The sequence below is a fragment of the Neisseria basseii genome (assembly GCF_962707005.1).
Classification (GTDB): domain Bacteria; phylum Pseudomonadota; class Gammaproteobacteria; order Burkholderiales; family Neisseriaceae; genus Neisseria; species Neisseria bergeri.
The window spans coordinates 1-11,743 of the sequence record NZ_CAUIXH010000013.1 but is presented as its reverse complement, the minus strand read 5'-3'; the positions used below and the strand labels follow the sequence as shown (position 1 = coordinate 11,743).

12 protein-coding genes and 1 pseudogene are annotated in these 11,743 nt (G+C 53.9%); 8 read left to right on the top strand and 5 right to left on the bottom strand.

Going from position 1 to position 11,743, the window contains the following annotated elements; translation table 11 throughout:
- The first annotated feature begins 49 nt into the window (after positions 1-49).
- A complete protein-coding gene (gene efeB / locus Q9I99_RS07610; protein ID WP_301667637.1) occupies positions 50-1,315 on the top strand; it encodes an iron uptake transporter deferrochelatase/peroxidase subunit in 1,266 nt (421 codons plus the stop codon).
- Between the two features lie 197 nt (positions 1,316-1,512).
- On the opposite strand, the gene Q9I99_RS07600 is transcribed toward efeB, so the two are convergent.
- Entirely contained in the window at positions 1,513-1,821 is a 309-nt protein-coding gene (locus Q9I99_RS07600; RefSeq protein WP_101112796.1) for a zinc ribbon domain-containing protein YjdM, read from the bottom strand.
- Between the two features lie 20 nt (positions 1,822-1,841).
- Here Q9I99_RS07600 and Q9I99_RS11460 point away from each other — a divergent pair.
- Together Q9I99_RS11460 and Q9I99_RS07595 are read left to right on the top strand one after the other, a co-directional pair.
- Positions 1,842-1,970: pseudogene (locus tag Q9I99_RS11460) on the top strand (EndoU domain-containing protein); the annotation flags it as partial.
- 30 nt (positions 1,971-2,000) lie between these two features.
- Positions 2,001-2,420, top strand: a complete 420-nt coding sequence (locus Q9I99_RS07595; RefSeq protein WP_002232153.1) for a hypothetical protein — start codon at positions 2,001-2,003, stop codon at positions 2,418-2,420.
- Between the two features lie 81 nt (positions 2,421-2,501).
- Here Q9I99_RS07595 and glmU read toward each other — a convergent pair whose 3' ends face one another.
- From glmU to Q9I99_RS07580, 3 genes are read right to left on the bottom strand one after another with little or no spacing between them, the layout of a single operon-like run.
- Entirely contained in the window at positions 2,502-3,872 is a 1,371-nt protein-coding gene (glmU, locus tag Q9I99_RS07590) for a bifunctional UDP-N-acetylglucosamine diphosphorylase/glucosamine-1-phosphate N-acetyltransferase GlmU (protein WP_301667649.1), read from the bottom strand.
- 54 nt (positions 3,873-3,926) lie between these two features.
- Entirely contained in the window at positions 3,927-4,199 is a 273-nt protein-coding gene (locus Q9I99_RS07585; RefSeq protein ID WP_301667638.1) for a lipoprotein, read from the bottom strand.
- A complete protein-coding gene (locus Q9I99_RS07580; RefSeq protein ID WP_301667640.1) occupies positions 4,192-4,905 on the bottom strand; it encodes a pyrimidine 5'-nucleotidase in 714 nt (237 codons plus the stop codon). Before Q9I99_RS07580 ends, Q9I99_RS07585 begins: the two co-directional genes overlap by 8 nt.
- 58 nt (positions 4,906-4,963) lie before the next feature.
- On the opposite strand from Q9I99_RS07580, the gene Q9I99_RS07575 reads away from it, so the two are divergent.
- The 3 genes from Q9I99_RS07575 (at position 4,964) to Q9I99_RS07565 (ending at position 7,419) form a co-directional block, all read left to right on the top strand.
- Complete coding sequence (locus tag Q9I99_RS07575; RefSeq protein WP_301667641.1) at positions 4,964-5,965, top strand: thiamine ABC transporter substrate-binding protein; 1,002 nt, start codon at positions 4,964-4,966, stop codon at positions 5,963-5,965.
- A gap of 94 nt (positions 5,966-6,059) precedes the next feature.
- Complete coding sequence (locus Q9I99_RS07570) at positions 6,060-6,908, top strand: mechanosensitive ion channel family protein (protein WP_301667642.1); 849 nt, start codon at positions 6,060-6,062, stop codon at positions 6,906-6,908.
- Positions 6,909-6,933: 25 nt separating this feature from the next.
- Positions 6,934-7,419: a CinA family protein gene (locus Q9I99_RS07565; RefSeq protein ID WP_301667644.1), complete on the top strand. Its 486-nt coding sequence runs from the start codon at positions 6,934-6,936 to the stop codon at positions 7,417-7,419.
- An 84-nt stretch (positions 7,420-7,503) separates the two neighbouring features.
- Here the strand turns inward: Q9I99_RS07565 and msrAB are convergent, their stop codons facing one another.
- Complete coding sequence (gene msrAB / locus Q9I99_RS07560; RefSeq protein WP_301667645.1) at positions 7,504-9,072, bottom strand: bifunctional peptide-methionine (S)-S-oxide reductase MsrA/peptide-methionine (R)-S-oxide reductase MsrB; 1,569 nt, start codon at positions 9,070-9,072, stop codon at positions 7,504-7,506.
- Between the two features lie 145 nt (positions 9,073-9,217).
- Between msrAB and ftsY the strand changes: the two genes are divergently transcribed.
- A complete protein-coding gene (gene ftsY, locus Q9I99_RS07555) occupies positions 9,218-10,603 on the top strand; it encodes a signal recognition particle-docking protein FtsY (protein WP_301667646.1) in 1,386 nt (461 codons plus the stop codon).
- Between the two features lie 292 nt (positions 10,604-10,895).
- Entirely contained in the window at positions 10,896-11,165 is a 270-nt protein-coding gene (locus tag Q9I99_RS07550) for a DUF3079 domain-containing protein (protein WP_301667647.1), read from the top strand.
- Positions 11,166-11,743: the final 578 nt, after the last annotated feature.

Sequence of the window (11,743 nt, the reverse complement as noted above, 5' to 3'; positions counted from 1 at the left end):
TCCCTACGTTCCGCCGTATCGGATATCGAGTTTAAACAAAGGATAAAACATGAGTACGAACAACCCGACACAACCGACCAGGCGCACCCTCTTTAAAACCGCCCTTGCCGCCGGAGCAGTCGGCGCAATCAGCGGCTGGTTCGGCGGCAAAAAACAGGGCGAAACCGCCGAACGCATCTCCGAAAGCCAACACTCGCCCCAAGCCTATCCCTGCTACGGCGAACATCAGGCAGGCATCGTTACGCCGCAACAGGCGTTTTCCATCATGTGCGCCTTCGACGTAACCGCGCAAAGTGCCAAGCAGCTGGAAAACCTGTTCCGCACACTGACCGCCCGCATCGAGTTTCTCACCCAAGGCGGCGAATACCAAGACGGCGACGACAAACTTCCGCCCGCCGGAAGCGGCATTTTGGGCAAAGCCTTCAACCCGGACGGATTGACCGTTACCGTGGGGGTGGGCAGCAGCCTGTTTGACGGCCGGTTCGGACTCAAAGACAAAAAACCGGTTCATTTGCAGGAAATGCGCGACTTCCCCAACGACAAGCTGCAAAAAAGCTGGTGCGACGGCGATTTGAGCCTGCAAATCTGCTCCTTTACCCCCGAAACCTGCCAAGCCGCCCTGCGCGACATCATCAAACACACCGCCCAAACCGCCGTTATCCGCTGGAGTATCGACGGGTGGCAGCCCAAATCCGAACCCGGCGCGATGGCGGCGCGCAACCTGTTGGGCTTCCGCGACGGCACGGGCAACCCCAAAGTTTCCGACCCCAAAACCGCCGACGAGGTTTTGTGGACGGGTGTGGCCGCCAACAGCCTCGACGAACCGGAGTGGGCGAAAAACGGCAGCTATCAGGCAGTCCGCCTTATCCGCCACTTTGTCGAGTTTTGGGACAGGACGCCGCTTCAAGAGCAAACCGACATTTTCGGGCGGCGCAAATACAGCGGCGCGCCGATGGACGGCAAAAAAGAAGCCGACCAACCGGATTTTGCCAAAGACCCCGAGGGGAATACCACGCCCAAAGACAGCCATATACGCCTGGCGAATCCGCGCGATCCCGAATTCCTCAAAAAACACCGCCTCTTCCGCCGCGCCTACAGCTATTCGCGCGGACTCGCCTCAAGCGGACAGCTTGATGTCGGGCTGGTGTTCGTCTGCTATCAGGCAAACCTTGCCGACGGATTCATCTTCGTGCAAAACCTCCTCAACGGCGAACCGCTGGAAGAATACATCAGCCCCTTCGGCGGCGGCTATTTCTTCGTCTTGCCCGGCGTGGAAAAAGGCGGCTTCTTGGGACAAGGGCTGTTGGGCGTATAAATCCGCCATATAAAAAACGCCGTCTGAATCCGATAAGGGGTTCAGACGGCATTTTACTGTTTGGGCGGTCAGGCTTTTTTGACGAATTCGGATTTTATAGTGGATTAAATTTAAATCAGGACAAGGCGACGAAGCCGCAGACAGTACAAATAGTACGGCAAGGCGAGGCAACGCCGTACTGGTTTAAATTTAATCCACTATAAATTCATCGCGCTGCCGTCGATTTTACAGCCGATGTTGTGATCGCCTTCCTGCAGGCGTATGCCTTTGACCTTCGTACCTTGTTTGATCACCATCGAGCTGCCTTTTACCTTGAGATCTTTAATGAGGATGACGGTATCGCCGTTTTGCAGCACCGCGCCGTTGGCATCGCGCACTTCTTCGGCGGCTTCGGCTGCGGCGGATTCGGTTTTATTCCATTCGTGGGCGCATTCGGGGCAGATGTATTGTCCGCCGTCTTCATAGGTGTATTCGGAGGCGCATTGAGGGCAAGGGGGTAATGACATAGTTTGCCGTCCTTATCGGAGAAGTTACTTCGGCTTGGGAAAGTAGAATAATGCTTAAGGATAATAAATGGCAGGGTACAAGTAAATCGGGTATTAAAATAGAAGGATTTACCGAACCTAATAGAACAGCATATCCCATTTATGAATAGTAATATTTATGAAAAATTAGGAGATTAATGATGAAAAGAATTAAGTGCTTTTGTGATAAATTTCCATCAGGAGATACATTTAGAATGTGTATCATTCTGGATGACTATGATAATAGGGTTGATTATTATGTAGGAATATATGATTACATTACGTCTACCTTAATGAGCGATATTTACTATCGATCCACGATTGATGAGCATTTCAAGATTATAGAATTAATAGAAAATAATCCAAATGAAATTTATGATGATGGCGGTGGTCAACAATTTTGCCTAGAATTTCATCATGATAAGGTCATTTTTTACCACAATGAATTTGATGAAGAAGATGGTTATCCAGTATTAAGCTGTTCGCTGCATACTTTTAAAACTGCTTTAATTGCTTGGAATGCTTTTTTGCAATTGCCTAAAAGTATTCATTCGGTGGTGGAGACTGTGATTGAGGAATAAGCATAATTAGCTTAATGAATAGAATCTGTTTGTTTTTGGGATGCCGTCTGAAACCTGAAACCGGCTTCAGACGGCATAGCTTTATCGCTTGTCTTTTTCAGGCCGCATCCAGCCTTCGATGACGGTTTGGCGGGGGCGGGCGAGGGCGAGTTTGCCGTCTTCGACATTGCGGGTAATCGCGCTGCCTGCGCCTGTGGTTACTTTGTTGCCCAGTGTTACAGGGGCAACCAGTACGCAGTTTGAACCGATGCGCACTTCGTCGCCGATGACGGTTTTGTGTTTGTGCACGCCGTCGTAGTTGGCAATAATCGTGCCTGCGCCGAAGTTGGTTTTGCTGCCGACTTCGGCGTCGCCTATGTAGGTGAGGTGGTTGGCTTTGGTGCCTTTGCCGATGGCGGCGTTTTTGATTTCGACGAAGTTGCCGACGTGTACGTCGTCTGAAAGGCGGGCTTGCGGACGCAAACGGGCGTATGGACCGATCCGGTTGTTTTCGCCGACTTCGCAGTCTTCGAGCTGGGAGAAGGGGGCGATTTTGCTGTTTGCACCGATTTTGGCGTTTTTGATGACGCAGTTTGCGCCGATTTCGACGTTGTCGCCGAGCTCGATTTCGCCTTCAAAGATACAGTTCACATCAATTACGACATCCTGTCCGTGTTTCAGACGGCCTCGTAAATCGAAACGCGCCGGATCGCGCAGGGTAACGCCTGCTTTGAGCAATTCTTGCGCCTGTTCGGTTTGGAAGATGCGTTCGAGTTCGGCGAGCTGGAGTTTGTTGTTCACGCCGGCGGCGAGGTAGGAGGCGCGCACTTGGACGGGATGAACTTTAATACCGTCGGCAACGGCTTTTGCGATGAGGTCGGTCAGATAATATTCGCCTTGGGCATTGTTGCTGGAAAGGCTGTTCAGCCATTTTTCCAGTTTGGCGTTGGGCAGGACGAGGATGCCGGTGTTGGTTTCTTTCACGGCTTTTTGGGCGGCGTCAGCGTCTTTTTCTTCGACGATGGCGGTTACGCTTCCGTTGCTGTCGCGGATGATGCGGCCCAAGCCTGTCGGGTCGGCGGGCACGTCGGTCAACAGGCCGACTTCGTCACCTGCGGCTTCGAGCAGGGTTTCGAGGGTGGCTGCGTCAATTAGGGGAACGTCGCCGTACAACACCAGCGTGCGGCCTTCGGCGGAAAGGTGGGGTAGGGCGGTTTTGACGGCGTGGCCGGTGCCGAGCTGTTCGGTTTGTTCGACCCAGACGACATCGCGTTTGACAGTATTTAAAACTTGCTCTTTGCCGTGGCCGACGACGACGCAGATGTTTTGCGGATTCAGTGCAGCGGCGGTGCCGATCACGCGCCCGAGCATTGTTTCGCCGCCGATTTCGTGCAAAACCTTGGGCTTTTGCGAATACATACGCGTGCCTTTGCCTGCGGCGAGGATGACGATGTTTAAAGTGTTGTGCGACATAGCGTTTTCCTGTGCAATGCCGTCTGAAGCAGCTTCAGACGGCATGGAGGGGATTTATCGGTTTTGAAATTTGGGCTTTTGCCAGTTCTGTCCGCGTACGCCTTGTTCGGAACCGTCGGTTTGGTCGGGCAACACGGCATGGCGTTCGGGGCGGTATTGGTTGTAGTTCATATTTTTCGAGTAGCTGCCGTCTTGGTAATAAACGGGTGTACCGGCGGGATATTTTTGACGGACGGCGGTTTTGCCGTTGCCGTCTTGATAAGTTTCCCACGCGCAGCCCGACAAAAGGGCGGCGGCGGTGGTCAGGAAGAGGAAGGTTTTACGCATAACATTCTTTCGTATTTTCGGGGGTTGTGAGGGTATTGTAATGATTTTGGCGGTGTTCTGACAAAGTTTCTGCATACCGAGCCAGTTGCGCCATATCGCTTACGGAGGTGTCGATAAAGGGCAGCGCGTGGGATTTTGCACCGAACCAGACAGTCTTCATGCCCAGCGCCTTTGCCTGATACAGGTTGTCCGCGCTGTCGTCTACCATCACGCAGCGTTCGGGCGGTACGTCCAGCAGGCGGCAGACGTTGAGGTAGGCTTGCGGATTAGGTTTGTAGAGCAGCCCGAAATCATCCGTGCCGAACAGTGCGTCGAAACGGTTTTCCAAACCGAGTGCGCCGACAACGGCACGGACGTAAAACGACGGGCCGTTGGAAAAAACCGCCTTGCGCCCGTTCAGACGGCATAGGGTGTTTTCCGTATCCGCCATGCCGTGCAGCCTGGTCAGGATTGCATCGATCGGATGGCTTTCGCGCAAAAATTCGGCGATGTCGATTTCGGGATGGTGGATTTGCAGTCCGGCGAGCGTTGCGCCGTAGCGGTGCCAATAGTCTTGACGCAGGTCGGACGCGGCGGATTCAGAGAGTTTGAGGCGGCGTGCCATATAGCGTGTCATAGCGCGGTTGATGAGTGTGAAGATGCCTGCGTCGGCATCGTGCAGCGTGTTGTCGAGGTCGAACAGCCACACGGTCGGGTTTTCTTGCATTTTGAACCGTGAAAATTTGTTAGAATGTTATTTTACAGCGAATAGAGGAGGACTCGGAATGAAACGGAAAATTTGGCTGCTGCCGCTGCTGGCGGTTTCGGCATACCTGCAGGCGCAGACGGAAGTCAGGCTGGCGGTGCATAAGTCGTTCAGCCTGCCCAAAGGGCTGATTGCTCGCTTCGAGCGGGCAAACGATGCGAAGGTGTCGATTATTCAGGCGGGCGGCGCGAACGAAATGCTCAACAAGCTGATTTTGAGCCGCGCCAACCCGATCGCCGACGCGGTGTACGGCTTGGACAACGCCAATATCGGCAAGGCGCGGGAAATGGGTATTTTGGCGGCGGCGCAACCCGGATCCGCCCCCGTCGCGGTCGGGCTGCCTTCGGCTTTGGCGGTCGATTACGGCTATGTGTCCATCAATTACGACAAAAAATGGTTTGAAGGCAAAAAGCTGCCCCTGCCGCAAACCCTGCAGGATTTGACCCGCCCCGAATATAAAAACCTATTGGTCGTACCGTCCCCCGCCACGTCTTCCCCCGGGCTGGGCTTCCTGATGGCGAACATCAGCGGGATGGGCGAAGAAGGCGCGTTCAAATGGTGGGCACAGATGCGGCAGAACGGCGTGAAGGTTGCCAAAGGCTGGAGCGAGGCGTATTACACCGACTTTTCGCACAACGGCGGCGCGTATCCGCTGGTGGTCGGCTATGCCGCCAGCACGGCGGCGGAAGTGTATTTTTCCAAAGGCAAATACAGCGAGCCGCCGACGGGCAACCTGTTTTTGAAAGGCGGCGTATTCCGTCAGGTCGAAGGCGCGGCGGTCTTGAAGGGCGCGAAACAGCCGCAGTTGGCGGCAAAACTGGTGCAATGGCTGCAAAGCGGCGAAGTGCAGCGCGCTGTTCCATCCGAAATGTGGGTTTACCCCGCCGTCAAAAACACGCGCCTGCCCGACGTGTTCCGCTTCGCCCAAGCCCCGACGCACACTACCGCCCCCGCGCAGCGCGATATTGATGCGAACCAGCGCGGATGGGTTTCCCGTTGGATCAGGACGGTTTTGAAATAAAACAAGCATGCCGCCCCGCAGGGCTTCAGACGGCATTTTTACACCGGTGCCGATTCCGCAGCACAGGGCGGATGTTCGATTGAGAGGAAAAACAATGGACTTCAAACAATTTGATTTTTTACACCTGATGAGTGTTTCCGGCTGGGAGCATCTGGCTGAAAAGGCGTGGGCGTTCGGGCTGAACCTTGCCGCCGCGCTGCTTATTTTCCTGATTGGGAAATGGGCGGCGAAACGCATTGTCGCCGTGATGAGGGCAGCGATGACGCGCGCCAAGGTCGATGCCACGCTGATTAGTTTTTTGTGTAATGTTGCCAATATCGGCTTATTGATTTTGGTGATTATTGCCGCATTGGGCAGATTGGGCGTTTCCACAACATCCGTAACCGCCTTAATCGGCGGCGCGGGTTTGGCGGTGGCGTTGTCCCTGAAAGACCAACTGTCCAATTTTGCCGCCGGCGCGCTGATTATCCTGTTCCGCCCGTTCAAAGTCGGCGACTTTATCCGCGTCGGCGGTTTTGAAGGGTTTGTCCGGGAAATCAAAATGGTGCAGACTTCTTTGCGGACGACCGACAACGAAGAAGTCGTGCTGCCCAACAGCGTGGTGATGGGCAACAGCATCGTCAACCGTTCCACACTGCCGCTGTGCCGCACCCAAGTGGTTGTCGGCGTCGATTACGACTGCGATTTGAAAGTGGCGAAAGAGGCGGTGTTGAAAGCTGCCACCGAACACCCCTTGAGCATTCAAAACGAAGAGCGGCAGGCCGCCGCCTACATCACCGCCTTGGGCGACAATGCCATCGAAATCACACTGTGGGCCTGGGCACACGAGTCGGACCGCTGGACGCTGCAATGCGACTTGCACGAACAAGTGGTCGAAAACCTCCGCAAAGTCAATATCAACATCCCGTTCCCGCAACGCGACATACACATCATCAATTCTTAAACGCCGTCTGAAAGGGGAGTGGGAAATGGACGCGTTGCACACCATCGCCCGAAACCTGACGAAAAAACGTCAAACCGTAAGCTGTGCCGAATCCTGCACGGGCGGAATGCTTGCCGCCGCATTCACAAGCGTTGCAGGCAGTTCGCAATGGTTCGACCAGAGTTTTGTAACATACAGCAACAAAGCCAAAGAAGACCGCTTGGGCGTGTTGCCCGAAACCCTGCTCGAACACGGCGCGGTCAGCCGCCAAACCGTCTATGAGATGGCGCGCGGCGCGAAAGCCGTGGCGCAGGCGGATTACGCCGTCGGTATTTCCGGCATCGCCGGTCCGTGCGGCGGCAGCGAAAGCAAACCCGTCGGCACGGTTTGGTTCGGGTTTGCCTTTCCGGGCGGAAGTTGCGAAGCAATGCGCCGTTTTGACGGCAACCGCGAATCTGTCCGCGCGCAGGCCGTCGCTTTTGCTTTGGAAAGGTTGGCTGGGCTGATTGAAAACGGTGGCGATGCCGTCTGAACAAAATCCCCATCGGATAAAAAATGCCGTCTGAAACGTTTCGGGTTTCAGACGGCATTTTATCGGGTTAGGCGGCGACGAGGATTATTTCACTTTGCCTTTCAACGCGCCGTAGCCTGCCGCGTCCATTTGTTCCAGCGGGATGAATTTCAAACTTGCGCCGTTGATGCAGTAGCGCAGTCCGCCTTTGTCTTGCGGGCCGTCGGCGAAGACGTGCCCCAAGTGCGAATCGGCGGCATGGCTGCGTACTTCGGTGCGGCGCATGTTGTAAGTGAAATCGTCGTGTTCGGTAACGGCGGCGGCGTTAATCGGGCGGGTGAAGCTCGGCCAGCCGCAGCCGGAATCGAATTTGTCGGCGGAGCTGAACAGTGGTTCGCCGCTGACAACGTCCACATAAATGCCGGGTTTGAACAGATGGTCGTATTCGTGGCTGAAGGCGTATTCGGTCGCGCTGTGTTGGGTAACTTGGTATTGCTCTTCGGTTAGGATGCGTTTGAGTTCGGCATCATTGGGTTTTTTATACGTCGCCGCGTCGAAGCCTTTGCCTTGCGGAGCGGCTTTGCTTTTGCCCGGCAGCGGTTCGTCGGCTTTGCGGATGTCGATGTGGCAGTAGCCGTTGGGGTTTTTAATCAGGTAGTCCTGATGGTATTCTTCAGCATCGTAGAAGTTTTTCAGCGGCTCGTTTTCGACGACGAGGGGCAGTTGGTATTTTTGCTGCTCGCGTTTGAGTGCGGCGGCGATGACGGCTTTTTCGGCAGGGTCGGTGTAGTACACGCCGCTGCGGTATTGCGTGCCGGTGTCGTTTCCCTGTTTGTTGAGGCTGGTCGGATCAACGACGCGGAAGAAATATTGCAGGATGTCGTCTAGGCTGAGTTTGTCGGCATCGTAGGTTACTTTGACGGTTTCGGCGTGGCCCGTATGTCGGTAGGACACGTCTTCATAGCTCGGATTTTTCGTGTTGCCGTTGGCGTAGCCGGATACCGCGTCAACCACGCCGTCGATGCGTTGGAAATAGGCTTCCAAGCCCCAGAAGCAGCCGCCGGCGAGGTAGATGGTGCGCGTATTCATGATTGCTGAATCCTTTTTCTGTGTGTCGGGTTTGTAGAACGAATGTTTCAAACTGCCCAAATCGGCATTCGGATCGCTGATTAACGCTAACGCCTGCGCTTCGTTAATACTGCCTTTGACGATGCGCTGCACGTCGCCGTCTTTACCGATTAACGCCCACGAGGGGTAAACGCTGATATTCAGGCTTTGGGCGATGGTGCCGCCGTTGTCGGTAACGACGGGCAGCTTGGGATAGTTCAAACTGGCATACCATTTTTGGAAGTCGCCGTCTTTTTTCTCGTGCAAAAAGCCGGGGGAGGCGACGGTAATCAGGTTGGCGGAACCGAATTTTGCATCTTGCGCCCATTTTTCGGTTTGCCCCAATTCGGACAAACACAAAGGACACCAGCTCGCCCAAAATTTAATCAGCGTCGGTTTGTCTTTTTTCAAATAAACATCGGCGGGGCGGTTGTCCGCGGTTTTTAAAGTGGATAAAGTGTGCGGCACGGTCGCGGCTCCGGCATCGGCGATTTTGGGCGAACAAGCGCCCAGCGCAAACAGGCAGCCGAACTTGGCGCAAAGGGAAAAGAAAGTACGAGGTTTCATTTTGATGTTTCCTGTGTGGACGGTTTGTATGATTAGACGTTTGACGTGCCGAAACCTTACAGCCCGGATTTTCAGACAACCTTGCCGCGTAAAATACGCTACAATACTCCCTATTTCAAGTTTCTAAAATTAAAAGGAAAATTCAATGTTCAGCTTCTTCCGTCGCAAGAAAAAACAGGAAACTCCGGCTCCAGAGGAGGCTCAAATTCAGGAAACCGCAGCAAAAGTAGAATCTGAAGTTGCTCAAATAGTTGAAAATATTAAAGAAGATGCCGAATCTTTAGCAGAAAGCGTCAAAGGCCAGGTCGAATCGGCTGTTGAAACCGTCAGTAGTGCGGTTGAACAGGTAAAGGAAACTGTTGCCGAGATGCCATCTGAAGCGGCTGAGGTTGCAGAAAAAGCAGCGGAACAAGTCAAAGCGGCAAAAGAAGCCGTTGCCGAAACCGTCAGCGGTGCAGTTGAACAGGTAAAGGAAACCGTTACTGAGATGCCGTCTGAAGCAGAGGAAGCGGCTGAAAAAGCAGCGGAACAAGTCGAAGCGGCAAAAGAAGCTGTTGCCGAAACCGTCAGCGAGGCTGTCGAGCAAGTTCAAGAAGCCGTTGCGACAACTGAAGAACACAAGCTCAGTTGGGCTGCGCGTTTGAAACAAGGCTTGACCAAATCGCGCGACAAAATGGCGAAATCGCTGGCGGGCGTGTTCGGCGGCGGGCAAATCGACGAAGATTTGTATGAAGAGCTGGAAACCGTGTTGATTACCAGCGATATGGGCATGGAAGCGACGGAATACCTGATGAAAGACGTGCGCAACCGCGTCAGCCTCAAAGGCCTCAAAGACGGCAACGAATTGCGCGGCGCGCTGAAGGATGCGCTGTACGACCTGATTAAGCCGTTGGAAAAACCGCTGGTCTTGCCCGAAACCAAAGAGCCTTTCGTGATTATGCTTGCAGGTATCAACGGCGCGGGCAAAACCACGTCTATCGGCAAACTCGCCAAATATTTCCAAACGCATGGAAAATCCGTATTGCTGGCGGCAGGCGATACTTTCCGTGCCGCCGCGCGTGAGCAGCTTCAAGCTTGGGGCGAGCGCAACAACGTAACCGTGATTTCGCAAACCACGGGCGATTCCTCAGCCGTTTGTTTTGATGCCGTCCAAGCCGCCAAAGCGCGCGGCATCGACATTGTGCTTGCCGACACCGCCGGCCGCCTGCCCACGCAGCTTCATTTGATGGAAGAAATCAAAAAAGTGAAGCGCGTGCTGCAAAAAGCCATGCCCGACGCGCCGCACGAAATCATCGTCGTCCTCGATGCCAACATCGGGCAAAACGCCGTCAACCAAGTTAAAGCCTTTGACGACGCATTGGGGCTGACCGGTTTAATCGTTACCAAGCTAGACGGCACGGCAAAAGGCGGCATCCTCGCCGCGCTTGCCTCCGACCGCCCCGTCCCCGTCCGCTACATCGGTGTAGGCGAAGGCATAGACGATTTGCGCCCGTTTGACGCGCGCGCGTTTGTGGATGCGTTGTTGGATTGAGCCGAAATGCCGTCTGAAAACGGCGGATTGGTGTTTTCGGGAGATAGTGGGGATTGGCGGAATCGGTGGGCTTCAGCCCACCGATTCCATTGGCCCTATCAATTCACACCAACTCCCAAAAAATGCGAACGCCCCCACGCACGCCCGACGCATTTACCGTATCAAACTACCGAAACCGCCTCATACGGCATTTCACAAACCTTAACACCCGCGCGTAAAAACCGTATAAACCCGAAACTGCCGTTGCCGCATCCCCTATAATTTCATCCAATAAAAAAACGAGGCACATATCATGGCAAAAAAATTCCCCATATTCCCAAAAAATCCGGAGCGCATCTGCTGGGGGTGCGACAAATATTGCCGTGAAGACGATTTACAGTGCGGCAACGGCTGCGAGCGCATCCAACACCCCATTGAGTTGGACGGGCGCGAGTGGTACAAAAAAGGCGACTGGAGCAACCTCTTGAGCGAAGCCCAGCAAATCGAACTCGGTTTGAAAGAAGCCCCGAAACCCGCCAAACCCCATGTCAAACTCCCCCTCAAAAACAAAACCGGGTTGTAACGGCAGACCGTTTCCGGCAGCTTGCAGGGTTGCGCCGATTATTTTTAGTTTCGGTAAAAACATAAATCCGCAGGACATTTTCGTAAGGCGGGTTTTATCCCTCCGATTCCACCAATCCGCACCATCCTTATTAATGCAAAAAACACAAACGGCAGAACGGCATTCCCGCTTAAGGATGACAGTCATCCTGCCGATTTATGTCCGCAACCTGATGCGTTTTTAAGGATGCGGCGGGCCGAATCTCATCGTTCCATACCGCTTTTACCAATTCAAATCCAAATTCCCCGCCGATTCCAAATACACATCCGCAACGTACAGGGCGTTCGCAAACCCGAATGGCGGGCTTCGTTCCGCCAATCTGCACTGTTTCACTTTAACCCGCAAAAAATACCCGCTACCCTATCCCTAAAACCGCAAATACACGGTCAATGGCGGAATGATTTTGTCGGTTTGAGACCTTTGCAAAATTCCTTTCTTTCCGACAGCCGAAATCTAACACAGGTTTTCGGCTGTTTTCGCCACCAATCACTCCCTAACTCTACCCAAATACCCCCTTAATCCTCCCCAGACACCCGATA

What these genes read in the sequence shown, in the direction of transcription:
- efeB (WP_301667637.1), top strand. Translation starts at nt 50, where the DNA reads ATGAGTACGAACAACCCGACACAACCGACCAGGCGCACCCTCTTTAAA.
- Q9I99_RS07600 (WP_101112796.1), bottom strand. Translation starts at nt 1,821, where the DNA reads ATGTCATTACCCCCTTGCCCTCAATGCGCCTCCGAATACACCTATGAA.
- Q9I99_RS07595 (WP_002232153.1), top strand. Translation starts at nt 2,001, where the DNA reads ATGAAAAGAATTAAGTGCTTTTGTGATAAATTTCCATCAGGAGATACA.
- glmU (WP_301667649.1), bottom strand. Translation starts at nt 3,872, where the DNA reads ATGTCGCACAACACTTTAAACATCGTCATCCTCGCCGCAGGCAAAGGC.
- Q9I99_RS07585 (WP_301667638.1), bottom strand. Translation starts at nt 4,199, where the DNA reads ATGCGTAAAACCTTCCTCTTCCTGACCACCGCCGCCGCCCTTTTGTCG.
- Q9I99_RS07580 (WP_301667640.1), bottom strand. Translation starts at nt 4,905, where the DNA reads ATGCAAGAAAACCCGACCGTGTGGCTGTTCGACCTCGACAACACGCTG.
- Q9I99_RS07575 (WP_301667641.1), top strand. Translation starts at nt 4,964, where the DNA reads ATGAAACGGAAAATTTGGCTGCTGCCGCTGCTGGCGGTTTCGGCATAC.
- Q9I99_RS07570 (WP_301667642.1), top strand. Translation starts at nt 6,060, where the DNA reads ATGGACTTCAAACAATTTGATTTTTTACACCTGATGAGTGTTTCCGGC.
- Q9I99_RS07565 (WP_301667644.1), top strand. Translation starts at nt 6,934, where the DNA reads ATGGACGCGTTGCACACCATCGCCCGAAACCTGACGAAAAAACGTCAA.
- msrAB (WP_301667645.1), bottom strand. Translation starts at nt 9,072, where the DNA reads ATGAAACCTCGTACTTTCTTTTCCCTTTGCGCCAAGTTCGGCTGCCTG.
- ftsY (WP_301667646.1), top strand. Translation starts at nt 9,218, where the DNA reads ATGTTCAGCTTCTTCCGTCGCAAGAAAAAACAGGAAACTCCGGCTCCA.
- Q9I99_RS07550 (WP_301667647.1), top strand. Translation starts at nt 10,896, where the DNA reads ATGGCAAAAAAATTCCCCATATTCCCAAAAAATCCGGAGCGCATCTGC.